We start from the raw sequence: 25634 nt of genomic DNA, 5'->3' as shown, positions 1-25634 counted from the left end.
ATGTACCAAGAAAGTCAATTTATAGCCGCAAAAGACCTATTAGCACAGCTAATAGCCTGCCCATCCATGAGTAAGGAAGAGCAAGGGACAGCGCAGATTTTGGTGGACTTTTTCACGGCTCAAGGCATTCCGTCAAATCGTTTAGGCAATAATGTGTGGGCTACAAATTTGCATTTTGATGCGTCTAAGCCTACGATTCTATTGAATTCCCACCACGATACGGTGAAAGCAAATGCGTCATGGACCTTTGATCCCTTCCTAGCGACGGAGCAAGAGGGAAAACTGATCGGCTTAGGTTCCAATGATGCAGGCGCGAGTTTGGTTTGCTTGATCGCGACTTTCGTTTCATTTTACTCTGTTAAAAACCTGAGCTTCAACCTTTTATTAGCGGCTACCGCGGAGGAAGAAATATCGGGAACGGGTGGAATTGAAGCTCTTTTAAAATCAGGCGATTTACCTCGTATCGATTTTGCGATCGTGGGCGAACCCACGGATTGCGCCATGGCGATCGCAGAAAAAGGCCTGATGGTCGTAGATGCGAAAGTAAAAGGGATTGCAGGACACGCGGCGAGAAATGAGGGAGTGAATGCCATTTACTTGGCTTTGGAAGATATACAACATATTCAAAACCATTCTTTCGAGAAGGTTTCGGATTTATTAGGACCGGTAAAAACGACGGTAACGGTTATCAACGCCGGCAAGCAACATAATGTAGTTCCTGATACCTGTGATTACGTGATTGATTGCCGGGTGAACGAATGTTATTCACTAGAGGAAGTTTTAGTAGAATTAAAAACCATTGTTCAGGCTGAATTAACACCCAGATCGATGCGATTAAACTCCAGCAGAATGGAGGAAACACATCCGCTAGTGCAAGCGGCAAAAGCTTTAGGGATCTCTTTGTTCGGTTCTCCTACCCTTTCCGATCAAGCTCTATTAACGATACCATCAGTCAAAATCGGTCCCGGGCACTCCGGCAGATCACATACGGCAGACGAATATATTCTCTTGGATGAACTAAAGCAAGGCATCCAAACCTATCAAAATCTCCTTATCACCCTAAGCATTTAAGATTGTGGCAAAACTTTGGCAAAAAGAAAATCAGACGACAGACGCTAAAATCGAGAAATTCACGATTGGGAACGACCCCGTGTACGACTTGCAATTAGCGCGCTATGATGTGCTGGGTTCCCTAGCTCACATCACGATGTTAGAGAAAGTAGGTTTGCTGGGCGCGGACGAATTAGGCCCTTTGTGCGCTGAATTGAAGGCAATTTATACCCAAATCGAAGCCGGCGATTTCACTATCGAAGACGGAATGGAAGATGTGCATTCCCAAATCGAATACTTATTAACGCAGAAATTAGGCGATCAAGGAAAGAAAATTCACGCCGGACGTTCTAGAAACGACCAGGTTTTAGTGGATTTGAAGTTATTCATGCGGGCTGAAATCCAACACATTGCAGATGCGGTGGAGCGGTTATTTGACTTATTGATCGCCAAAAGCGAAGCCCATAAAAACGATTTATTACCTGGCTACACGCACTTACAGATTGCGATGCCTTCGTCTTTCGGACTATGGTTCGGAGCGTACGCTGAAAGCCTAGTAGAAGATATTGAGTTATTAGAAGCGGCCTTCCGCTTAGCTAATAAGAACCCGCTAGGTTCAGGCGCGGGATATGGATCGTCGTTTCCTTTGGACAGAAAATACACCACGGAATTATTAGGCTTCGAATCGCCGCACGTGAACGTCGTGAACGCGCAATTATCGCGTGGAAAGACCGAATTATTTGTCTTAACTGCCATCGCACAGATAGCTACGACGTTAAGCAAATTAGCGATGGATGTGTGCTTGTACAATTCCCAAAACTTCGGTTTCATCGAACTCCCTAGCTCCTTAACGACCGGAAGTTCCATCATGCCACATAAAAAGAATCCAGACGTAGCTGAATTATTGCGTGGTAAAGCCAACAAGTTAAAGGCATTACCGAATCAACTGCAATTATTAACGAGCAACTTACCATCAGGATACCACCGCGAATTCCAATTAACGAAAGAATTGTTGATGCCGGCGATTGAAGAGATATTGGACGGATTAGAGATCACGCACTATATGGTCAGCCATATGAAAGTGAAGAAAGACCTGTTAGTGGATTCGAAATACGATTTATTGTTCTCGGTAGAAGAGGTGAATAAATTAGTCGTGCAAGGGGTTCCGTTCAGAGAAGCTTACCAAATCGTAGGTAAGAAAATCGAGGAAGGCGCTTTTGATGGCAGCACACGCGAGATTAATCACTCCCACTTAGGAAGTATTGGTAATTTAGGTTTGGCAGAAATTCAAGGCCAAAAAGAAATCGCCTGGAAGCGTTTTGGCTTTGATAAAGTCAATAAGGCTATCGATGCATTAATTTCTTAATATACTTTCCTAGAATATCGAATTCTAAGTTCACTCGATCACCTACGCTAAGTTGATGAAAAACGGTGTGTTCGTAGGTATATGGAATGATGCAAACGGTAAAAGAATCATCCTGTGAATCTACCACCGTAAGACTAGTACCATTCACACAAATCGAACCTTTTTCAACCGTGACGTGACCGCTACTTTTCGAATAGCTAAAGCGGTATTCCCAGCTTCCATTCTGATCCGTTATTTCCGTACAAACACCCGTTAAATCCACGTGGCCTTGTACAATATGCCCATCAAAACGCGCATTGGCGGCCATGCAACGTTCTAGGTTTACTTTTTGGCCTAGCTTCAAATCCCCTAAATTCGTCTTCTGCAAGGTCTCATCAATCGCCGTTACACGGTATTGCTCCCCTTGAATTTCCACGACAGTCAGACAGACCCCATTATGCGCAAGCGATTGATCCACGTTCAATTCCTGTGTGAACGGACACGTGAACCAAAATTCCACATTCGTCCCTTTTGCTTCTGTCCTTACCAGCGATCCCATCGCCTCCACAATACCTGTAAACATCTGATTTATTTGCTAATTTTACGTACCCAAAATTACACCCATTCCTATGAAATTCAATAAATGGTTCCTCTTTCTGATTCCTATCATCGCCATCCTCGCTTATTTTAGTATTCCTACGGCGAAACCGGTCGAAGAAACCGGTGCAGATGTGCTGAAAATTCGTCGCAATAAAGATGAAGCCTTTAAAAGTGGAGAGGAATCCCCCATCAAAGATAAAGCCTCCTTCAAAGGCCTCAAATACTTCAAATTCAACAAGGATTACATCGTAGACTTCGTCTTAGAAAAAGCCGAAAAAGCGAAAACCGTAGAATTAAAAATGACAGATGGGACAACAGAGAAGTTAATTTTATTTGGAAATATTAAAGGAGAGATAGGTGGGTTTACCGTTTCACTCGTATTATATCAACACGAGGACGGAAATTTCTTCCTACCGTTTAAAGACAAAACCGCCCCCACAGAAACCTATGGAGGCGGACGTTTTTTAGATTTACCCCTAACAAATGTAAAAAACAATCGATTGCGGGTGGACTTTAATCTAGCTTATAATCCCTATTGTGCATACAACGAAGAATTCGCTTGTCCCATTCCTCCCGCGGAAAACACCCTCCCTATTCGCATCGAGGCAGGTGAAAAACTTTTTAATTAACCTGGTGTAGCGAAGCTGCACCGGAAAGGTCTTTGTTGATTATTGGACTCCCCTTGTATTTCACATGGGAAGCGCCAGAAGCATCCACTTGCAAAGATTTTTGAACATGTACCTGAGCACTACTAGCGCCTGAAGCTTCTACATCCACATGGCGAGATAAGAATTCCAAAGCTTTTAAGTGACTCGCACCAGAGGCTTCTATCTTCAAGTAATCTGATTGTCCAGTGATTCTGCAATCAGATGCACCACTTAATTCAATCTTCAATTTATCTGTTCTAAGGCCTTCTGCTAACCCTTTTGCAGCTCCTGAAAACAATAAGCGCATTTCCTCCTCATTTGTAAATCCTTGCAAATCCACTTTACAAGCACCGGTAAACTCACCACTATCAAGGCGAGGCAAGGTGATGTTAACGACTACTTTTGAACGGCTGTTGTTCCAACTCCAAGTCCAATTAGTCCCATATCCAATTTCCAATTTACCAGCGGATGTGGTAACCTCTAAATCCTCAATATCTTTTTCCCGTCCAGTGACAGAAACGGCATAGACATTTCCTTTGTGAACGTGTACCTCGAAAGCACTCCCTAACTCGATGGATTTGAAATTAGCTACTTTGAATTTTTTAGTCACCACTACAGGATCTGCGAATGAACTAAAAACAACTACTAAGGCGGCGAATAAAGACAAGATTTTTTTCATAGAATTTTTAATTTGTTGTTAGATGCTAACGTTTAAAAAAAGGTTGCATCCTATTTTACTACATTCCATTTGTAACTTACTCCACTGCTCATTTTGTTCGAAAATTTCGAACTTTCATATTTCTTTCCTTGCACCATTTTAGATACATTTGCTTCTATTTTGGCATATTTATCGATAGAAACAAAGGCTTTTTCTACGACGAAATCTGCCGCATTTAATTCTGCTGAATCAAAAACTCCCGCATTCAATTGATCTCCACCACCCTTCAAGGTTAACGAGTGAAATCCGCGTAAAATCACATCTAACTTAGGTGAAGTGAAACCTTCGATTTCCGTGCTGGCATTGCCACCTAACTCCACCTTTTTTAATTCAGGTACCACAATCTCTACCTGAATCCCTGGCTGAATTTTATCCAATAATAACACGTAGTTCTCTACGTGAGCTGAACTCTCTAAAGTTTGATTCCCGCGGTAAGTAATCTTAGGAAGATCACCTCTGGTGATTTTTATCTGAGAAGACTCAGTGTTCAATCCTGAAATAGAGCTGAAATTTTCTAGGTCCTTCGTGATCGTAAAACCTACCTTTTCATCTGAAAAGTCCTCATTACTCGATTCATCCTCATTGTGAGGTGTTCTGTTAAGACAAATCAAACCCTTGTCTGCAGAGAATGTCCAAAGCGATCCGATAAACAAATCCTGACCTTCTTCGTGGAAATAACCAGACTCTAGTACATTGTCCATGTAATAAGCAAAATCACGTGTCATGCTAAACGATTTACCATACGGAATCATAATCTTCACCTTAAGGCGTTGTGCACGGAATTTAGAATTCTGTAAGCCAAAGTGGGTATCAAAACGAAGATCTTTACCCTTTTGAAGGTAATTGTACTGAATCATTTTGGCATTCGTCTCCGCCTCTTTACGCGTCAAACCTTGCGATTTTGCGTACGTAATTACCTGAATCGTTTTACCATCATAGCCTTCAATCTCGATATTCGTACGATTAAATCGCTCCTCATTATAATCGTGGTTATCCTCATCTTCATCATCAAAATGCAAAGCATACTCTTCAACTTTTTCCCCCAACATCATTTGCCAAATCGTCTCGTTGTCTTTTTTGTCGATATCTAACACATAGGTCGTCGAATCGGAAACCGCGATTTCCTTTACCTGATTGTAAGACGCTGAACGTTGGAAGTTACGCCCCACAAATGGAACCGCAGCAAATAAACCTATCCAACCCACAATAATCATCGTGGTAGAAACAATTTTATACGTCTTATTATAAAATTTACGATTGGCTAACAAAGAAACACCTGCGATGACAATTGAAACAAACATGGGTAAGAAGGCCAAAACCAAAGCCGGCACTGTCCAGAACGGTAAGTCTTTCGCAATTAAATACAACGGCAACGGACCCATATGCACCAGTTGACCTTGGTCAATTCCAGTAAATCCTACCGTACATAAAGCACCTATTGCGATAATAAACGCAATCCCTAAGATCAATAAGATAACCCCTAGTAATATTTGAATAAACCAGCGAATGACATTTAAAGGTCCTTTCAAAGCAGAGAATACCGTAGCAAAAATGCGAAAAGGGAATAGCAATACTTTCGTCAATGCTTTCTCTTCCGTTTCATCTGGCTGAATGCTCTTCTTAATATTGTTCTCAATGTTTTCCAACGTGATAGGCTCGCCCGTCATCTCCATCTTATCCTTCATTGTTTTAGCTTCCGGCGTAATCGCTAAAATCACAATATAAGCAACAACGCCAGAGCCAAATAGACCCACTGACAAAACCGCTAAAACGCGCAATAATCCTACATCCCAACCCGTATAAGCGGCAATACCGGCCATCACACCACCAATCACTTTTTTCTCCGGATCACGGTAAAACTTGCGGTAGGATTTATCATCATCTGGATTCATTTCACCTGGAATAGCTGCCCAAATAATAATATAGGCCCAGAAAACAATGTTTCCTAAATGGAATAAAGGGAAACTCGCACTTAATAAGGCTAATAATACCAAGCGAACCCAGATAGGATCTACCTCAAAATAACGAGCAATCCCTGCCGCTACTCCACCTAATTTCTTACGAGTGATGTCGCGACGGAAAATTTTAGGCGCACCCTCTGTTTTAGGAGCAGTATAGCCTTCTTTCTTATCTTCCTCTTCTTCCACTTGCTTGAAATCAGCAATGGTTCCTAAAGAAGCGATTAAGGCATCCACATGAGCTTGTGAAATAGCTTCTGTTTTTTCAGTTTCTCTAATGTTCCAAAATTTCTCCGCAATGCTCGATTCGATATCGGCGATAATTTCTTTCGATCCTTCGAAAGAGGCGAAATATGCATGGATGGATTTTAAATAAGCATCTAAGGTAGCAAAAGCGTCCTCTTCGATGTGGAAGACAAATCCAGCGATATTAATTGATAAAGTCTTTTTCATTTGGGGTAAGGTTAAGCCTGCGGAGAAGCGTTTGAAATTTGGTTAACGGATGCTTGTAATTCATCCCAAGTCGAGGACATTTCTGTTAAGAACTCCTGTCCTTTGTCTGTTAATAAATAATATTTTCTAGGCGGCCCTGACGCTGATTCTACCCAGCGGTAGTCTAAAAATCCGGCATTTTTCAGGCGAGTTAATAAAGGATACAAAGTCCCTTCCACGACCATAATTTTAGCGGAGGTTAATTCTGATAACATAGTAGAGGCATAGACCTCCCCTTTTGAGATAATTTTGAGAATACAGAATTCTAAAATCCCTTTCCTCATTTGTACCTTGGCATTTTCAATATCCATGGGTTCTTTGTTTTATTTGACAATGCAAATATAGACAAGGTACTTTGTATTGCATAGTACCTTATAAAATTTATTTGGGAAATTGGATAAACGGTAGGTAATTTGTGATGAACGTACCCTTTTGAGGGTAATAATTATTATGATCTTTAAATACTTCTCCATCCCATTAGCCTTTTACAACCGAGATACTTGGTTGAAAGTAGCTTTTTTTGCAGTTAGCGTGGTGATGGCGGGCTTCTCCTTGTACTTTACTGACGGTCTTGTCAATAAACTGGAAGAACGTGAAAAACAACAAATTGAATTGTATGCGGAAACCATTCGCTATGCGTTAACGAGTGATAATAACGCAGATATCAATTTCTTTTTCGAGCGAATTAAGAAGATTAATGAGAATAATACGATTCCCGTGATTTGGAAAGATGGTTCCGGGCACCTAAACTCCATCAATATACCCTTACCGGAAACACTTAGTACGGAGAAAAAGCAAGAAATTTTACAGCAAAAGCTACTTGAGATTATTGCTGAAAAAAATAAACCCATCGAAATGGATATGGGTTTCCAGAAAGAATACATCTATTATGGGAATTCTCAGCTGTTGAAATTATTGCGCTACTATCCCTTATCGCAACTATTAGTGGTTCTCATTATCGGCTTTTTAGGCTACATTTTTCTTTCGTATTCGCGAAGGGCTGAGCAGAATCGAGTTTGGGTGGGATTAGCCAAAGAAACGGCGCATCAATTAGGGACACCCCTTTCTTCTTTGACGGCTTGGGTAGAATTGTTACGAAATGAGCCTCACATTAATCCAGATATTGTGGTCGAATTATCGAAAGATATTCAACGATTGGAAACGATTACGACCCGTTTCTCGAATATTGGGTCCACGCCTGTCTTAAAATTAGAGGACATCGAAGCAGTTATTCAAAGCTTTATCAGCTATCTAAAAATTCGTATTTCGTCCAAAGTCACCATCGAAATACATTCCTCTTTGGCCGCTAATCAAACGGCTAATTTGAATAAATACCTATTTGAATGGGTCATTGAGAATATCTGCAAGAATGGCGTGGATGCGATGGGGGGCCACGGACAATTGCGAATTGAGTTAAAAGAAGGCAAAAATAATGTCATACTAATTGATATCTCAGATACGGGAAAAGGGATTTTGCCTAGCAATACGTCCAAAATATTCTCGCCCGGATTCTCTACTAAGAAACGTGGCTGGGGTTTAGGATTAACGTTAGCGAAACGGATTATCGAAAATTACCACCAAGGAAAATTGGTCTTGAAATCGACAGAAATCAATAAAGGGTCCACTTTTCGCATTACACTTCCAAAGCCTGAATAGATGACCGATCCTAATATCGTATTTGGTTCTGCACTTTGCATTATTGCAATCGGTTACGCATTGAAAAGTGCCGGGTTTATTCAGGAACATGATGGGAAGTCTTTGTCCAAATTTCTAATGCATACTACTTTCCCAGCCTTGGTATTTTCGACCATGATTCGGGTGAACATAACCTGGGACTTGATCTACCTTCCATTGATTGCGATGTTTTTTGGGATGTTCTTGTCCTTTACAGCGTTTCATTTATTCAAAAATACAGAAGCGGAGAATCGAGGCGTAATGACCATTGGGAGTGCGGGATTTAACTTAGGGATATTTGCTTATCCACTGATTGAAGGAATTTTTGGGATACAGGGATTGACCTATGCGATTATGTTCGACCTAGGTAATTCCGTGGTCAACTTCTTTGTGAATTACGGGATGGGCAATTATTTCAGTCGAGGACCTAAAAAAGACAACATTGCCTCTCATATTTTCAAACGGATTATTTCCCTACCTCCACTGCAAGCCATGGTTCTAGGTGTTTTAGTCAACGTGCTACAGTTGAAATTTCCCGTCTTTGCGCTGGATCTTATTGCTACCATCGCCTCAGGTAATAAACCAATCGTGTTGTTATTAATGGGCATTTATTTCAGCGTACGCCTTTCTAAAAAATCGTATTTCCGGGTTTTTCAGGTGTTAAGTTTACGCTATGTAATGGGTTTTTTAGTAGGTGGAATTTGTTTTTATTTGCTGCCCTTTGACCTAGGTTTTCGTAACCTATTACTTCTTTGCCTCATTCTGCCCGTTGGTATGACAGTCATCACCTATTCGGACGAATTGAATTTAAATACCCCGCTTGCCGCCTCCTTAGTGAACATTTCACTCGTCATCAGCTTCGCCATCATGTGGATCATGGTGAGTGTTTTCCACATGAGCGCGATTTAAACGATTTTTTTTGGTAATTTTATGAAACATTGACTTACTGAACTGGTTTAGTTCGTAATCAATTCGCAAAAATTATGGTAGTCCCTTATAAGAATCAGTCCAAAGGAAAAAAAGAACAAGTCGCTGACATGTTCAATTCCATCTCCCACAAATATGATTTTCTGAATCATTTATTGAGTGGTGGGATTGATATTATTTGGCGTAAAAAAGCCATCAAATTATTGCAAAACAAGGGTATCAAGTCCGTATTAGATATCGCTACAGGGACGGGGGATTTCGCCATAGAGGCCTTAAAAATCAAGCCAGAAAAGATTGTAGGAATCGATATCTCGGAGGGTATGTTAGCCTTTGGGGTAGAGAAAATCAAGAAATTAGGCTTAGATAACATCATTACCTTACAAAAAGGGGATTCAGAAAAAATACCCTTTTCGGACAATAGTTTCGATGCAATCACCGTTAGTTTTGGGGTGAGAAACTACGAAACATTGGATAAAGGTTTGAAAGAAATGCACCGCGTGTTAAAGCCGGGTGGCCATTGCTTGATATTAGAGTTCTCGAATCCGAAAAGCTTCCCTATGAAGCAATTATACACTTTCTATTCGAAATTTTGTCTGCCAGTTTTAGGAAAATTAATTTCCAAAGACCCAGCCGCCTACACCTACCTTCCTGAATCTGTCCAAGCTTTTCCTGACGGCAAAGATTTCTTGAAAATTTACGAGGAATGTGGATTTATACATACCCAATGGATCCCGATGACGGGAGGCATTTGCTCCATTTATTTAGGACATAAAAAAGCTAAAAACGCGTGAAAAAAGGTCACTTAATTGGTTTTGCTATCGCATTCTTGCTTGGCTTTAACGCCTTAGGACAAGGAAAGAAATACATTCAGCTGCACGATGAGTTTTACGACGAGAAACCGCTGCACTTTGGTTTTATGTTTGGCTTAACGTCTAGCAATTACTACGCGAATGGATTTCCAAGCGTTTTAGTAAACGATGTGACTGGTGAACCACTTTCGCTTACTTCGCCTCGCACCTTTGGATTTCAAATAGGTGGAATCGTTAATTACGCCCTTAGCAAACACGTAGAAGTCAAATCGGGTTTAAACATCGCCTTGTACGATCGCCAAATTCAATTCGCGAATGAAGATCTGATCTCGAGAGAGTCCACTTGGTTAGAGATCCCTATGTTATTGAAGTTCCGTTCTGTACGTCGCCAAAACCACCGTATGTATTTGATCTCAGGCTTAAAATTAGGATTAGAGGCGAACGTCAAGAAAAAGAATACGGCTGTAACGGCGAATACCTCTGAATTATCCTTAGAATACGGAATCGGTTTTGAACGCTTTTACCGGTTCTTTAAATTCTCTCCTGAGATTCGTATTTCACACGGTTTAAACAACCTTTTTGTGCCTCCTGGAACGGTCAATAGTTATTCTAAATTAAGCCAATTGAATTCACATACGATTAGCTTAATTTTCAATTTCGAGTAATTACTTCAATCCAGTTCTCGCCTTTTTCGGATCTACCACCGTTTCAAGTGAACTCACGGCTGAAACCCCAAACCATCCTGTACCCTGTAGTTTAGAAGCAGGATTTGTGTTCTTAACATTGGTTGGAATGTTTGCGGCTGGCCTTGAAAACAAACCGGCATTATTCAGTTCTAGACGCGCTTGAGAATAAAAGTTAAACTGATCTTCCGAAATCGACCAAATCTCCACTCGAATCTTATCATTTTCCACGTAAAGGGATGGAGAAATCGAACGACGAATAGGTAAAATAAACATCAGGCCATCGGTCATTGCCCCTTTTTGGAACCCGGCATCGTAGACCAAGGTTAAATTGATGGGGTCATTAAACAACACGCCATTGCGATACGTCTTCACCCGGTAGCAATCGCCTGACCCACGTATATCGCGTGCATAAAACTGCGCATCATACCCATTCTTAGGACTATCATTCGCTCCTTGACGGCCGGTTGCTTCGTCATATTGGTACAAAATAGAATCGATGGGTGGCACTCGGTTCATTTTAGCTTTAGCGGTAAGCATTTCATTTTGCCATTTCACATTCAAAGTAAAGGTAGTTCCTGCCTTTCCTATCGTAGGTTGTTGAGCCGTAGGTTCCCACACATAGATCCCGCTTTGAGCCACTTTCTCCACAAAACTAAATTGATTCCCTAAGGTATCTGACACCGTAACCTGAGCTCCTGCTATTTTAGGAGCACTACTCTGATCAAAATAGTCCTGAGAGCGCGAAAGTATAATCTGTTGCGCCTTATTCTGATTCGTCAGATTTGCTTCCACCACCAAGTAATGATCAGAAGCTGGACTTGGCAAGGTTACAACCTCTTCACAAGACGTTAACGCTACAAAAAGGAGAAATAAGTAGATCGGCTTCATCTTAAAACGAGAAATTATAGGTGACGGCTGGAACGAATGAACCGATGATAGATAATTGGACGGCCTCAGTTTGAACCGAATTATCTTCGTTCGGTCGCGTATAGATAGAGAATGGATTTTTTCGATTATAGAGATTATACACCGAGAATACCCATTCCGAACTACCTTTACCAAACAAGGCTTTCTTGTTTTTCTTCGTAGCCGAAATATCTAAACGATGGTAATCTGGCACTCGGATATTACCACGCGTTCCAGGTATCGTCTGTGGATAGGCGATACCATCAAAAACATACTTCTGCGCAGGAACGGTATACGGCACACCTGTAATATACGCGAAATTAGCCCCGAATGACCATTTTTCTGACAAGGCATATTGACCTACTAAATTCAAAGTATGCGTACGATCATAGCGATTAGCATACCATTCATTCTTATTTAAACCTTCAATTTTACGTTCTGTCCTCGCTAAGGTATAACTCGCCCAACCCGTTAATTTCCCTACATTCTTCTTTAGGAAAAACTCGATTCCATACGCACGTCCTTTTCCAAAAAGCAAATCCTTTTCAAAATAAGGATTCAGGAAAAGATTCGCTCGATCCGCATAATCGATTTGATTTTGCATATCCTTATAATAGACTTCAATTGACGATTCATAATTATTACCATCTGCCCCAAAATTCTTAAATAGACCCAAAGCCAATTGATCCACTATTTGTGGTTTGATATTATTTGTAGAAGACGTCCACACATCTAAAGGAGTAGACGCAGCTGTGTTCGACATTAAATGGATATACTGAGCCAAGCGATTATAGCTTAATTTCAGGGAAGAGGATTCGTTACCCGTCACATTCAAAGCAAAACGGGGTTCCCAATTACCATAGGATGCCACAATCGCATCAGGATCTGTTTGGTTAATTTTCAACACATAGCCTGACGGATTTTCCGTGCTAGCTGCCACCGGAATTCGATCATAATATTCTCCATTCAAACTCTTGTAATCATAGTGCGAATAACGAATACCATATTGAATGGTCAAACGCGAACTAAGTTTCCAATCGTGACCCACATAGGCGGATGCCTCCACCCCTCGTTTATTCGCTTGACCAAATTCCCTTTTCTCCCCATTTGAAGTCGCATTCGCTTTACCGGGAGTGAAGTCATAGGATAGTAGTTGACCTCCAAAAGTGATGGTATTATCTGGTCTCCAATAATAGGTAAAATCAGGCTTAATACTTAAATTTTCAATGTTCGAAGTCCATTTGAAAGCGTCATTGGGTCGTTTGTTTTCAATATCAGAATCCAACATGTAATCGTAATTACTGTAAAAAGCCGTCGCATTCAAAAACAATTTATTCGAGAAAACGTGATTCCACCGCGTGGTTAAGGTCGTATTTCCCCAGTCAAACCCAAAACCTGTACCGAACACATCCCGACCAAAATACCCCGACATAAAGACGGTGTTTTTGGTATTGATGGTGTAATTGACTTTGGCCGTCAAATCATAAAAACTAAATTTAGAATTAGCGTTATTCCCTGTTAAAAAAGGCTTAGCTAGCACGTCAATATACGAACGTCGGGCCGCCACGATAAATGAAGCTTTATCTTTCACAATAGGAGCTTCAATGGATAAGCGAGAGAAAATCACACCAATACCGCCATTGACCTCCAGCTTCTTCGCATTCCCTTCCTTCATTTTCACATCCAAAATCGATGAAGCACGTCCACCATACATGGAAGGAATACCCCCTTTAAATAATTTAACATCTTTAACCGCATCTGGATTAAAGACAGAGAAGAAACCGAATAAATGAGATGAATTATAAACTGGGGCATCATCTAAAAGAACTAAATTTTGATCGACACCACCTCCACGAACGTTAAACCCAGAAGCGCCCTCACCTACCGTAGAAACTCCTGGTAGTAATTGAATGGCGCGGACTAAATCAACCTCTCCTAATAAGGCAGGAATTTTACGAATCGTTTTGATATCCACTTTATTGACAGACATCTCAATACCTCTGACATTCTCATCGTTTGCTCGTGCTTTTACGATGACCTCAGCTAGTTCTTGTGAGTCTGTTGATAATTCAACTGAAATTTCTTGTGCTTTGGCTGATACTAGAATCTCTTGCTCTTTCTTTTTAAAACCTGAAGAGGAAAAAACAAGCGTATACTTGCCTAAAGGGAGCGTTAAACTGTAGAAACCATAGGTATTGGTCACATTACCTGTCTTTAATTCTTTTACATAGACACTTGCTCCAATGAGACCTTCCCCGCTAGCTGCCTCTTTTACATAGCCACTAACGGTTGATTTTTGGGCATGTAATAACCCAGATAAAAGCAGGAAAATAAGGAATAATAGTTTGCGCATCATTATAAAAACCCAAAGATACGGGAATTGTTTTTTCGAGTATGTTAAAATATGATAAACGGGAAATGATGATAATTTATGCATCATAAGTAACATAATTCCGATTTGTATTTTATATTATAATTTTCTTTACATTTGTCAAAAACCTAGCAACAATGGATTTAGTAGTATTCGGGCAAATCGTAAGAGAAAAAAGAAATGCCATCGGATTAAAACAAGAAGAACTCAGTCAAAAAAGTGGCGTTGCCATTAAAACGATTCACAGTATCGAATTAGGCAAAGGAAATCCTGCCATCAAAACCATTCTACGCATCTTTGATGCTCTTTCACTCGACCTTTTGATTGTAGCGGCTAAAAACGCAAAAAAATAAGACTATGGAACAAGAAATCAGCTTTGAACGCATTCCAACTCACATTTTTTCAGACTCCGATGCTGCATCTAAGTCTGTTGCGACAGAAATTGCGGAACTTATTCGCAAAAACAACCAAGCCAGCAAGCCCACTATTCTAGGACTTGCGACTGGATCTTCGCCTAAAAAAGTCTACCAAGAACTGATTCGAATTCACCGAGAAGAGGGCTTAAGTTTCAAAGATGTCATCACGTTTAACCTCGATGAATACCATCCCATGGAACCTGATTCCATCCAGAGTTATGTTCGATTTATGAAAGAACAACTCTTTGACCATATTGATATACCGGTAACAAATTACCATTTACCAGATGGAACATTAGCTTTAGACAAAATTCCCGAGTTTTGCCGAGATTATGAAGCAAAGATTGAACGCTTGGGCGGATTCGATTATTACCTATTGGGGATTGGACGTAATGGGCATATTGGATTCAACGAACCAGGATCAACAATCAACTCCAAAACGCGTTTGATGACGTTGGATATTGCGACGAAGATTGATGCGTCCCCTGATTTTGGAGGATTGCAAAAAGTCCCTAAAAAAGCCATCACGCTCGGCATCGACAGTATTATGAAGTCGAAGAAGATCGTATTACTTGCTTGGGGAGAACACAAAGCGAATAGTGTCGCTAAAGCCGTGGAAGGAACCGTGACCTCAGACATTCCAGCCTCTTACCTGCAATTACATCCCAATGCCACTTTCATTTTAGATGAAACGGCAGCATCGATGTTAACGCGCATTAAAACCCCTTGGATAGTTGACACAGTGAATTGGGACCGCAATATGATAAAGAAAGCGGTAACTCATCTTTCCTTGACATTACATAAACCGGTATTAAAACTTACCTCTAAAGACTATAACGAAAACGGCCTTTCTGATCTATTATCCCTATATGGACAGGCCTACGAGATCAATATCGAGGTTTTCAACTACCTACAACATACTATCACGGGCTGGCCAGGTGGTAAACCAAACGCTGACGATACGCATCGTCCAGAACGAGCTTTCCCAGCCAAGAAGAAAGTATTAATCTTCAGCCCACACCCAGATGACGATATCATCTCAATGGGGGGAACTTTCCAACGTCTACACGACCAAGGACACGATGTGCACGTTGCTTACCAAACAACGGGTAATATTGCGGTAGCAGACGATGAAGCCCTTCGTTTCGCCGAATTTGTCGTAGACTTCAACGAAAAGTTCGAAAGCCCTAACGCGAAGGCAAACCGCATTTACAAAGAAGCCATTAAGTTCCTTAAAAATAAACCTGACTCCGAAATTGATATTCAAGCGGTTCGAGAGATCAAAGGTTTAATCCGCAAAGGGGAAGCCAAGAATACTTGCCGCTTCGTAGGCATCAAAAAAGAGAACGCCCATTTCTTAGAATTACCCTTTTACGAAACGGGAACCATTCGCAAGAAACCCATTGGCGAAAAAGACATTCAAATCGTGATGGACCTCATCGAAGAGATTCAACCGCACCAGATTTATGCGGCTGGGGATTTAGCCGATCCACACGGGACACACAAAGTTTGTTTAGACGCCATCATGGAGGCCGTGACGCGATTGAAGCACCGAGAATTCATGAAGAACTGCTGGGTATGGCTTTACAAGGGAGCCTGGGCAGAATGGGATATTGACCAAATCGAAATGGCCGTACCGATGTCTCCAGACCAAGTATTCAAAAAGAGAATGGGTATTTTCAAGCACCAGTCTCAAAAAGATGGGGTCGTATTCCAGGGAGACGATTCAAGGGAGTTTTGGCAACGCGCTGAAGAAAGAAACCGCGCAACGGCTTCTATCTACAACGCCCTAGGCCTAGCCGAATACGAAGCCATGGAAGCTTTCGTACGCTGGAAATTCTAATCTTACTTTAAAGCAGCAAAAAGGATCTCAGCGGCATGCTTAGCATGTCGCTTGGTTCCATCATGGATTTGATGACGACAACTCGTTCCTGAAGCCACAATATCCACCTCTTCCGGCTGAGCACGCACCGTAGGGAACAAGACTAATTCCCCTATTTGCATCGACAGATCATAATGCTCTTTTTCATAGCCAAAAGAACCCGCCATTCCACAACATCCAGAAGGGATTAATTGCACTTCAAAGTTCTCCGGTAAAGAAAGGGCCTTTTTCGCCGCTACTAGAGAGGAGATCGCCTTCTGTTGGCAATGACCATGTAATTTCAGTAGCTTCTTCTCGGAGCTAAATGCTGCAGATGTGATGCGTTTTGCATCTGCTTCCCGAGCGATAAATTCTTCCAACAACAAGGTGTTTTTCGCTAAATCCTGCGCCTTCACTACCCATTCATCCGATACTAAATCCGGATATTCATCGCGGAAGGTTAAGATGGCAGAAGGTTCAATACCCACCAATGGCGTATTTTCAGAGATTAAAGATGACCAAAGACGTACGTTTTGCATCGCTAATACGCGTGCCTCATCCAGCATTCCTTTGGACAAATACGCTCTTCCAGAAATCGGGTGTGGTATTGTCTTCACCTCATAGCCCAAACGCTCCAGCAATAAAACAGCCGTGCGACCTATTTCAGCATCATTAAAATTCGTAAACTCATCAACGAACAGGTAAACCGATTTCGATTGAACCGGGCTAGTGCGTCCCTTTAACCAAGACCATAAAGTCTGTTTTGCCATGAGAGGCATCGTGCGATCCGGGTGGAAACCTACGAGGGCGTTTGAAATACGTCGAATCGCTGGCGTACCCATCACCACATTGTACAGGGAAGGCACATAAGAAGCTATGTTAGATAGCTTCGCAAAGTTGCCCACTAACCAAGAACGCAAAGGAAGACCCTTTTCTTTTTGGTACTGGTACAAGAACTCCATCTTCAATTTCGCCACATCCACATTCGATGGACACTCAGCCTTACAACCCTTACAAGCCAAACAAAGATCCATTACCTCTTTAATCTCCTCATGAGCGAAGCGATTAGGCTGTTCTGAGCGTGTTAAAAACTCGCGAAGTATGTTCGCGCGAGCACGAGTCGTTTCTTTTTCATTTCTGGTCGCCATAAAGGATGGACACATCGTCCCCCCTGAAATAGGCGTTTTACGGCAATCACCGGATCCGTTGCACTGCTCCGCATGTTGCAATACATCTTGATCCTTGAAACGGAATGCCGTTTTAAATTCAGGTGTTTGTTGACCCGCCTCATAGCGTAGGAACGTGTCCATTGGAGGCGTATCCACAATCTTATTAGGATTAAATATCCCCTTAGGATCCCACCAAGACTTCAATTCCCGCATTAATTGGTAATTCTCCTCTCCCACCATCCAAGGGATAAACTCTCCTCTTAAACGGCCATCTCCGTGTTCCCCCGATAGAGAACCTTTAAATTTCTTAACTAAACGAGCAATCTCTTCCGCAATATGGCGGAATTGCTGATGCCCTTCTTTGGTCTTCAGATTAATAATCGGACGCAAATGCAATTCACCTGATCCTGCGTGCGCATAATGCACGCAATACAGGTTATTCGCTTGTAAAATTTCGTTGAATTCAGCGATGAACGCTGGCAAATCATTCACGTCTACCGCTGTATCTTCGATTACGGCAACTGCTTTTTCGTCTCCAGGTAAATTAGAAAGTAGGCCTAAACCTGCTTTTCTCAAGTCCCAAACCTTCTTCACATCGCCTCCAGTTACAAACGGAAAATGGTAACCTAATCCAGCCTTACGCATCGCAGCTTCGCAAGCCTGCGCTTGAGAGGCTAAATCTTCCGCTGAATCAGAACGTAATTCCACAACCAGTATAGCTCCTGGATCACCTTCCACAAAGAAACGATTCAGGCGCTGTTCTGGATTCGCTTTCGTACATTCTAAAATATAATGATCCATCAACTCGGAGGCAGATGGATTAAATTCTAAAGCAATTAAATTCGCTCTTAAAGCTTCGTCTATGGTATTAAAGTGTCCACAAACCAGCCCCAGGTGTGCGGGCGGCAATGGGTCAACATGCAATTTAATTCGAGTAGCAAAGCACAAAGTACCCTCAGACCCACTGATTAGTGAACAGAAATTAAAGGGCGCCTCCGTTTTTTCAAACGCTTTCGTGTTCAACAGCATATCCACAGCATAGCCTGTATTTCGACGATGTATGCTCGGCTTTGGAAATTCTTCAATAATATTTTTCTGGTTTTGCGGATCTGATAAGGACGCTAGGGTCTTGTCATAAATTCCATGCAGACGAGAACCTTTTTCTAGTGATTTAATCGTCTCAAAGGGATCTTCTGCGGTAAAGTGAACCGGTGTTCCATCCGATAAATATCCTTCAACCTCTAAGACATGATCCCTTGTGGAACCATATACCACTGAATTAGAACCACAGGAGTTATTTCCTACCATTCCACCGATCATCGCCCGATTCGCAGTCGATGTTTCTGGACCAAAGAACAAACCATGCTTCTTCAACTCCACATTCAATACATCACGCACCACACCCGGCTCTACCCACACATAGGATTCGGCCACATTCACTTCTAATATACGATTGAAAAATTTGGAAACATCCACCACCAAAGCTTTACCTACTACCTGCCCGGCTAAAGAGGTTCCCGCAGTTCGAGGGATCAGGGGAATCGAATTTTGGTCTGCAAATCGAATGATTTTCTCTAAATCATCTTTTGTCTCTGGAATCACCACCCCTAAAGGCATCTCCCGATAGGCCGATGCATCCGTCGCATATAAAGTCTTCATCACGGTGTCCGTGTGAAGCGACCCTTGCAAGGTGCTGCCTAAAGTAGATAGAAGAGATTCAGTGATTTGCGTCGCCATGGTTTATTTCTTAAGCTGCAATTTACACAAAGCGCTGATTAGTAGCAATTGAGCCACAATATAAGTACTCATTACCACGGTAGATATCCCCGGAAAAGAATAATAAAACTTTCCAAAAGCCAAAACACTATCCGAAACCACAAAGAAAAATGCCCCCAAAACAATGGTCTGATTCTTAAGGCGAATCGCAAAGTACAGCATCGAACCAAGCGCAAACGCGTATAGGGTCACCGGAATCTTCATCCCTCCTGCTAAATAGGGGTTTAAAAAAGCTAAAAATGAGAATACATAAATAAGTGCGCCTGCTAAAGGTGATCGTGCGTATGCCGGTATCCAAGCCTCCTCTGAAGCTTGTTTAGCAAAAAGGCAAATGTAGCTCACCTGCATGATCAAAAAGGCCCCTAATCCAAGCTGAAAAAAGAGCGGACTATCACCTGGAAGCATCAAAAACACATCGCCTAACAGAGCGAAAATCGCCGTGATGAAAAGCGCTGGTTTAGGGTTTTCTTGCGCAATGTGACCCATTAAGAGGATCATCAGTAAGGGCTTTGTTACATATCTAATCTCCGGGAAATTCGAAAATAAGATAGGGGACAATAATTCTAGGATGGCATCTAGCCAGAATAATTTCAAAAATACATTTTTCATACTAATTCGAATGTTTCGCAAAAAAAAATCACTCAACGCAAACGGTTAAGTGATTCTTTTTTATTTCAGCTTAGGGTTGGGGATCAAGATCCGCAAGCCTCACATGCCTCTGGATTATCCAAAGAACAAGTCATATCCGCTTTATTTTGTTCTACACTGTTATCAAAACTAGCTGCCGCCGCTTTCGCTGCTGCTTCTGAGTACACTAATTCAGTTTCGTTTACTAAATTCGTTTGCTCAATCGCTGGCTCTGCTTGTTTCTCCACAGTGAACTTAATCGCATCCGTTGCCGCTTTCGTACGTAGGTAATACATACCTGTTTTCAAGCCTAGCTTCCACGCGTGGAAGTGCATCGATGTTAATTTACCAAAGTTCACATCTTGGATGTGGATATTTAAACTTTGAGATTGGCAAATGTAGGCTCCACGATCAGCAGCCATTTCTAAGATGGTCTTTTGCTTGATCTCCCAAACCGTTTTGTATAAATCCTTCAAGTTTTGAGGAATTTCCGGAATGTTTTGAACGGATCCATTCGCAATGATCAATTTATTCTTCATGGAATCATTCCACAAGTTTAATTTGATCAAATCTTTTAATAAGTGCTTGTTAACGATCGCAAATTCACCTGATAATACACGACGTGCGTAGATATTAGATGTGTATGGCTCGAAACATTCGTTGTTACCAAGGATCTGACTGGTAGAAGCCGTAGGCATTGGAGCAACTAATAGTGAGTTACGCACACCATTCTCTACTACTTTCGTACGTAGATCTTCCCAATCCCAGTTTCCTGAAGATGGTGTTACATTCCACATATCGAATTGGAATACCCCTTTCGAAATAGGTGAACCTTCCCAAGTAGAGTAAGGACCTTCTACTTTCGCTAATTCCATCGATGTTTCCATCGCTGCGAAATAAATTGTTTCGAAGATATCTTTGTTCAATTGTTGCGCTTCTGCTGACTCGAATGGCATACGTAACAAAATAAACACATCAGCTAAACCTTGAACTCCTAAACCGATAGGACGGTGGCGTAAGTTCGAGTTTTCAGCCTCTTTTACTGGGTAATAGTTTACATCGATGATCTTGTTCAAATTGCGTGTCGCAATCTTCGTCACCTCATATAATTTCTTGTGATCGAAACGTAAAACACCGTTTTCGTCCGCATTCACATATTTAGGCAAGGCTAATGAAGCTAAGTTACAAACCGCTACTTCATCTTTCGCTGTATACTCAATGATCTCCGTACACAAGTTCGAAGACTTGATTGTTCCTAAGTTCTTTTGGTTTGATTTGTTGTTCGCATGATCTTTAAACAACATATAAGGCGTACCCGTCTCTGTTTGAGATTCTAACACCTTGAACCACAATTCTTGTGCTTTAACAACCGTACGTGCTTTACCAGCCAATTCGTATTTCTCATACAAGGCTTCGAATTCAGCTCCGTGTGTATCCGCTAAACCTGGACACTCGTGAGGACAGAATAGAGACCACTCTTCGTTATTCTCTACACGCTTCATGAATAAATCTGGAATCCAAAGGGCATAGAATAAATCACGCGCGCGCATTTCTTCTTTACCGTGGTTCTTTTTCAATTCTAAGAATTCAAACACATCTGCGTGCCATGGTTCTAAGTAAATCGCAAAGCTACCTTTACGTTTTCCACCCCCTTGATCCACGTAACGAGCTGTATCGTTAAATACGCGCAACATTGGGATAATACCATTCGAAGTACCATTCGTTCCCTTGATATAAGAGCCTGTAGCACGGATGTTATGGATGCTTAATCCGATACCTCCAGCAGACTGTGAAATCTTAGCCGTTTGCTTCAATGTATCGTAGATTCCTTCGATCGAATCATCCTGCATTGTTAACAAGAAACAAGACGATAATTGAGGCTTCGGAGTACCTGCATTAAATAGGGTCGGAGTCGCATGAGTGAACCAACGCTCAGACAATAAATTATAGGTCTCAATCGCTGCTGCAATATCTTCCTTGTGGATACCTACCGCTACACGCATTAACATGTGCTGAGGACGTTCCGCGATTTGACCATCTAGCTTTAATAGATACGATTTCTCTAGGGTCTTGAATCCGAAATAATCATAACCAAAGTCACGGTCATAGATGATTGCCTCATCTAATTCAACGGCATTGTTTTTGATGATATCATACACCTCTTTAGAAAGAAGTGCAGCGTTCTGACCTGTCTTAGGATCGATGTACGTAAACAAACGCTTCATCGTAGCCGAGAAGGACTTCAATGTGTTCTTATGCAAGTTAGAAACTGCGATACGAGCTGCTAGAACTGCATAATCAGGGTGCTTTGTCGTCAAAGAGGCCGCTGTTTCAGCCGCTAAATTATCAAGTTCAGTTGTTTTAACGCCATCAAACAAACCAGTGATCACTTTTCTAGCAACCTCTAAAGGCTGAACAAAAAATGGATCTAAGCTGTAACTCAGCTTTTCAATTCTGGCGGTGATTTTGTCAAACTTTACTGATTCGCGACGACCGTCTCTTTTTACTACGTACATGTGTATCTATCTATTATAATTTAAAACTTCTAATTCCATATAAATGCGAAAACCAAACCCCTAAAAGTAGACAATAGATTCCCTGTGTTAAGAGAATTTTTTTCTTAGCTTTTGGACTCTTTTTGCGTTAACAAATTGAGTGTGTGGCGGTTTTGTTTTTATGCTTTCCTAAACCAAAAATTGAAGCATCTTTGGCTGATTGTGCTCTTGGTAAAATTAGAAAAAAAGCAGGCTCCGTGCAAACAATTTTTTGGCCAAAAAAAATATAAAAAAGAGTCGTATTTGAAATACCACATGCAAACCCCCGCAACTCAATTCATTAGCCGTATCGCTTCTTAGAAAAGTGCTATAAAATTATTTTTAAAAATTTTATGACGGAAAAATCGCGTGGAATTATCTAAAATTTTGTTAAGGTAAATAGTTGGAAAATAAAATACATTCTGTAATTTTGCATCCCTTATTGTAAGGTCCAAATATCCCCTTTGGAAAACATTATATAAACAGGACGGCAGGGAATCGTCTATTATCCATTATCATGAAAAAAGATATCCACCCAGAATACAAAGAAGTTGTATTTCACGATTTATCAGCTGATTACAAGTTTTTAACTCGTTCATGTGTTGCCACTACAGAGACAACAGAATTTGAAGGAGCAACTTACCCAGTATACAAATTAGAGGTTTCATCTCAATCTCACCCATTCTATACAGGTAAGAACGTATTGTTAGATACAACAGGACGTGTGGACAAATTCAACAAGCGTTACGCGAAGTAATTTTCCGACCGCCTATACAAAAAGCCTTCTTCCATTTTTTGGGGGAAGGCTTTTTTTATCCTAGATTTGTCCTATGCAGCTCAAGGTCTATTTATTCGAGGATTTGGCGTTAAAAAGCGCGCTACAACCCCTGACTCAGCACCGTACTGTGGCTGAATTATGGGCAGGTACAAGTACCTTAGAAAGCAAATGGCCTACACGTGTTTCAAACGCTAATCAGGCGGATATTCAGGTACTCAGCGCTATCCTACCGTTGCCTTCTACTTTTCAACTTTTAGACCAGCTCCCGGCAGATAGTTCCTACGTTTATGAAGGTCGTGTTTTAGCCCAAAGAGGACAAGGCACAAATCACCTAGAACAACACCTCCCTTTCCTGCAGCATCCTGAAGATTTGCTGGCCTACCAAGCCGAGTTCTTAAGGGCTGAAATCAAGGGAAACAATCCTGATCCAGGAAATAACACATTAATCGCTCCGGAAAACATCTACATTCATCCATCAGCACAGGTGCAGGGAAGCATTTTAGATGCCAGCAAAGGACCTATTTATATAGGAGAGGAAGTTAATCTACAAATAGGGACGTTGATTCAGGGCCCAGCGGCGCTTCTAACGGGCGCAACAACGAATATAGGTGCAAAGATTCGCCCGAACACGACAATCGGCCCAGGCTGCAAGGTAGGCGGCGAAATTAACCACTGTATTTTCTTCCCTTTTAGCAATAAGGCACATGAAGGTTATTTAGGCAACTCGATCATAGGATCCTTTTCGAATTTAGGGGCACTTACGAACGGTTCTAACCTACGTAATGATATTCAAACTGTTTCCTTGTACGATTATGCGTTAAAAGAACCTCGAAATACTGGTTTAAAGTCTTTAGGCCAAATCATCGGCGACTTTGTCACTACCGGTGTAGGGACGAATCTGAATACCGGGACCGTCATTGGGAGTCATTGCAACCTTTCAAGTATCGGATTTCCGCCGCGTTACCTACCGTCCTTTAGTTATGGCGAGTATCCATCGCTGAAGCTATTTGATTTTGAAAAAGCCTTTGCTTCCGCCTGCGCCTGGATGCAATTGAAAAACCAGGAAATCCCCGAAAATCTACGCCAAAGCATGGAAGAAATTTGGAAAGCGGACACATCTTTCCGAAATTAGTTCTTTCTTTTACAAAAGCCCTATTCATGCGATTTCAAGACATTCCAGGTCTTCAGAAAACCAAGAAAACATTGTCGCAAGCGGTGCAAAATCAACACATCGCTCACGCACAATTATTCGTTGGTCCTCCGGGAGGAGCTCAGCTCGCGATGGCGCATGCTTTTGTTACCTATTTATTCTGCACGAATAGAACAGATACGGATTCTTGTGGTGTTTGCCCTAGTTGCCAAAAATTGCAGCGTGGCGTTCACCCAGATTTAGTCTATGTGTACCCTACCGTCATCACGAAAAAAATCAAGGATGCGGAATCGGATGCATTCTTACCCGACTGGCGGAAGTTTATTCAAGAATCCTACTTTAGAACCTTGCCCGAATGGCTGGGTTATATGGGAGCCGAAGGGAATCGCCAGGGAAATATTCCCGTGGAAGAGACCCGAAAATTAGTACAAAAAATTAGCTTAAAACCGTTTGAGGCGCCATTTAAGGTGGTGATGCTTTGGAATCCAGAGACGCTAAATGCCTCAGCTGGAAATGCCTTGTTGAAGACCCTGGAGGAGCCGCCTAGTTCGACCTTATTCATCTTAGTTTGCGCTGAACCAGACAAATTATTAACGACGATTATCTCTAGAACTCAGCGTGTCAGTGTAGGCGCTGTAGATGTAGAAGATTTAGCTGATTACTTAGTCCAAAAAGCGGAAATAGATGCCGAAAAAGCGCATCAAATCGCCGTAAATTGCGAGGGAAATATCTCTGAGGCTTTGGAGAAATCGAACTCAGATAATCTGAGTACAACTACCTGGTTTGCCGAGTGGATGCGCGCCATTTATGCCCGTAATCTGTCCAAATTAGTGCAATTAGCAGACCAATTCGACGGTTTAGCGAAGGAAAATCAAAAAGGCATTTTAAGTTATAGCCTCCATATTTTCAGACAATGTTTGTACCAAATTTCGGATGCGAGCAGCCTGATCAAGTCATTAGAAAAAGAAAAGGCCTTTGTTGATAATTTCTCCAAGACCTTGAGTACGGATAAGATTGCGGCAATGACGGAGAAAATCTCCGAGGTACACTACCACTTGGAACGCAATGCGCGAGCCAAAATGGTACACCTCGACCTCTCCCTTTACTTATTACGCGTTTTCCACGCGAAAAACTCCTAAT

General features: G+C 41.7%; 21 protein-coding genes. 12 read left to right on the top strand and 9 right to left on the bottom strand.

The genetic code is table 11. From position 1 onward, the window contains the following. Together G9X62_RS08000 and argH are read left to right on the top strand one after the other, a co-directional pair. On the top strand, positions 1 to 1071 hold the full coding sequence (locus tag G9X62_RS08000) for a M20 family metallo-hydrolase (protein WP_223130207.1): 1071 nt from the start codon (positions 1 to 3) through the stop codon (positions 1069 to 1071). A gap of 4 nt (positions 1072 to 1075) precedes the next feature. Beyond that, positions 1076 to 2416 carry an argininosuccinate lyase gene (argH, locus tag G9X62_RS07995; protein ID WP_223130206.1) on the top strand — a complete coding sequence of 447 codons (1341 nt, stop codon included), beginning with the start codon at positions 1076 to 1078 and terminating at the stop codon, positions 2414 to 2416. On the opposite strand, the gene G9X62_RS07990 is transcribed toward argH, so the two are convergent. Beyond that, the gene (locus G9X62_RS07990) at positions 2394 to 2978 is read right to left on the bottom strand and encodes a riboflavin synthase (protein WP_223130205.1); all 585 of its coding nucleotides are present in this window, start codon (positions 2976 to 2978) and stop codon (positions 2394 to 2396) included. The two genes, argH and G9X62_RS07990, sit on opposite strands and share 23 nt — an antisense overlap. 46 nt (positions 2979 to 3024) lie before the next feature. Between G9X62_RS07990 and G9X62_RS07985 the strand changes: the two genes are divergently transcribed. Beyond that, the gene (locus G9X62_RS07985; RefSeq protein WP_223130204.1) at positions 3025 to 3624 is read left to right on the top strand and encodes a DUF1684 domain-containing protein; all 600 of its coding nucleotides are present in this window, start codon (positions 3025 to 3027) and stop codon (positions 3622 to 3624) included. Here G9X62_RS07985 and G9X62_RS07980 read toward each other — a convergent pair. Genes G9X62_RS07980 through G9X62_RS07970 form a run of 3 tightly spaced genes read right to left on the bottom strand, consistent with a single transcriptional unit; the run spans position 3617 to position 7121 of the window. Continuing rightward, complete coding sequence (locus G9X62_RS07980) at positions 3617 to 4321, bottom strand: head GIN domain-containing protein (protein WP_223130203.1); 705 nt, start codon at positions 4319 to 4321, stop codon at positions 3617 to 3619. The two genes, G9X62_RS07985 and G9X62_RS07980, sit on opposite strands and share 8 nt — an antisense overlap. A gap of 50 nt (positions 4322 to 4371) precedes the next feature. Further along, positions 4372 to 6771 (bottom strand): PspC domain-containing protein, encoded by a 2400-nt coding sequence (locus tag G9X62_RS07975; protein ID WP_223130202.1) that lies wholly within the window; start codon positions 6769 to 6771, stop codon positions 4372 to 4374. Positions 6772 to 6782: 11 nt separating this feature from the next. After that, positions 6783 to 7121, bottom strand: coding sequence for a PadR family transcriptional regulator (locus tag G9X62_RS07970; RefSeq protein ID WP_223130201.1), 339 nt, complete (start codon positions 7119 to 7121; stop codon positions 6783 to 6785). Between the two features lie 139 nt (positions 7122 to 7260). Here G9X62_RS07970 and G9X62_RS07965 point away from each other — a divergent pair, with 139 nt between their 5' ends. The 4 genes from G9X62_RS07965 (at position 7261) to porT (ending at position 10885) form a co-directional block, all read left to right on the top strand. After that, positions 7261 to 8466, top strand: coding sequence for a sensor histidine kinase (locus G9X62_RS07965; protein WP_223130200.1), 1206 nt, complete (start codon positions 7261 to 7263; stop codon positions 8464 to 8466). Further along, positions 8467 to 9393 (top strand): AEC family transporter, encoded by a 927-nt coding sequence (locus G9X62_RS07960; protein WP_223130199.1) that lies wholly within the window; start codon positions 8467 to 8469, stop codon positions 9391 to 9393. It abuts the gene before it with no gap. A 71-nt stretch (positions 9394 to 9464) separates the two neighbouring features. After that, on the top strand, positions 9465 to 10202 hold the full coding sequence (gene ubiE, locus G9X62_RS07955) for a bifunctional demethylmenaquinone methyltransferase/2-methoxy-6-polyprenyl-1,4-benzoquinol methylase UbiE (protein WP_223131834.1): 738 nt from the start codon (positions 9465 to 9467) through the stop codon (positions 10200 to 10202). Beyond that, entirely contained in the window at positions 10199 to 10885 is a 687-nt protein-coding gene (gene porT, locus G9X62_RS07950; protein WP_223130198.1) for a type IX secretion/gliding motility protein PorT/SprT, read from the top strand. Before ubiE ends, porT begins: the two co-directional genes overlap by 4 nt. On the opposite strand, the gene G9X62_RS07945 is transcribed toward porT, so the two are convergent. After that, positions 10886 to 11794 (bottom strand): DUF4249 domain-containing protein, encoded by a 909-nt coding sequence (locus tag G9X62_RS07945; protein ID WP_223130197.1) that lies wholly within the window; start codon positions 11792 to 11794, stop codon positions 10886 to 10888. Between the two features lies 1 nt (position 11795). Continuing rightward, positions 11796 to 14165, bottom strand: coding sequence for a TonB-dependent receptor (locus G9X62_RS07940; RefSeq protein ID WP_315857605.1), 2370 nt, complete (start codon positions 14163 to 14165; stop codon positions 11796 to 11798). A 155-nt stretch (positions 14166 to 14320) separates the two neighbouring features. On the opposite strand from G9X62_RS07940, the gene G9X62_RS07935 reads away from it, so the two are divergent. Both G9X62_RS07935 and nagB read left to right on the top strand, forming a co-directional pair. Beyond that, positions 14321 to 14536, top strand: coding sequence for a helix-turn-helix domain-containing protein (locus G9X62_RS07935; protein ID WP_223130195.1), 216 nt, complete (start codon positions 14321 to 14323; stop codon positions 14534 to 14536). A gap of 4 nt (positions 14537 to 14540) precedes the next feature. After that, a complete protein-coding gene (gene nagB / locus G9X62_RS07930; protein ID WP_223130194.1) occupies positions 14541 to 16442 on the top strand; it encodes a glucosamine-6-phosphate deaminase in 1902 nt (633 codons plus the stop codon). A gap of 2 nt (positions 16443 to 16444) precedes the next feature. Here nagB and G9X62_RS07925 read toward each other — a convergent pair whose 3' ends face one another. The 3 genes from G9X62_RS07925 to G9X62_RS07915 form a co-directional block, all read right to left on the bottom strand. Further along, positions 16445 to 19366 (bottom strand): FAD-binding and (Fe-S)-binding domain-containing protein, encoded by a 2922-nt coding sequence (locus G9X62_RS07925; RefSeq protein ID WP_223130193.1) that lies wholly within the window; start codon positions 19364 to 19366, stop codon positions 16445 to 16447. Positions 19367 to 19369: 3 nt separating this feature from the next. Then, the gene (locus tag G9X62_RS07920) at positions 19370 to 20014 is read right to left on the bottom strand and encodes a lysoplasmalogenase (protein WP_223130192.1); all 645 of its coding nucleotides are present in this window, start codon (positions 20012 to 20014) and stop codon (positions 19370 to 19372) included. 83 nt (positions 20015 to 20097) lie between these two features. Beyond that, positions 20098 to 22548, bottom strand: a complete 2451-nt coding sequence (locus G9X62_RS07915; RefSeq protein WP_223130191.1) for a ribonucleoside-diphosphate reductase subunit alpha — start codon at positions 22546 to 22548, stop codon at positions 20098 to 20100. 535 nt (positions 22549 to 23083) lie between these two features. Here G9X62_RS07915 and G9X62_RS07910 point away from each other — a divergent pair. The 3 genes from G9X62_RS07910 (at position 23084) to holB (ending at position 25633) form a co-directional block, all read left to right on the top strand. Beyond that, the gene (locus G9X62_RS07910; protein ID WP_130896059.1) at positions 23084 to 23323 is read left to right on the top strand and encodes a type B 50S ribosomal protein L31; all 240 of its coding nucleotides are present in this window, start codon (positions 23084 to 23086) and stop codon (positions 23321 to 23323) included. A gap of 73 nt (positions 23324 to 23396) precedes the next feature. Beyond that, positions 23397 to 24476 carry a hypothetical protein gene (locus G9X62_RS07905; protein ID WP_223130190.1) on the top strand — a complete coding sequence of 360 codons (1080 nt, stop codon included), beginning with the start codon at positions 23397 to 23399 and terminating at the stop codon, positions 24474 to 24476. A 26-nt stretch (positions 24477 to 24502) separates the two neighbouring features. Next, on the top strand, positions 24503 to 25633 hold the full coding sequence (holB, locus tag G9X62_RS07900; RefSeq protein ID WP_223130189.1) for a DNA polymerase III subunit delta': 1131 nt from the start codon (positions 24503 to 24505) through the stop codon (positions 25631 to 25633). Position 25634 lies beyond the last annotated feature (1 nt).

This window comes from Aquirufa lenticrescens (assembly GCF_019916085.1).
GTDB lineage: Bacteria > Bacteroidota > Bacteroidia > Cytophagales > Spirosomataceae > Aquirufa > Aquirufa lenticrescens.
This window is presented reverse-complemented; position numbering and strand designations above follow the sequence as displayed.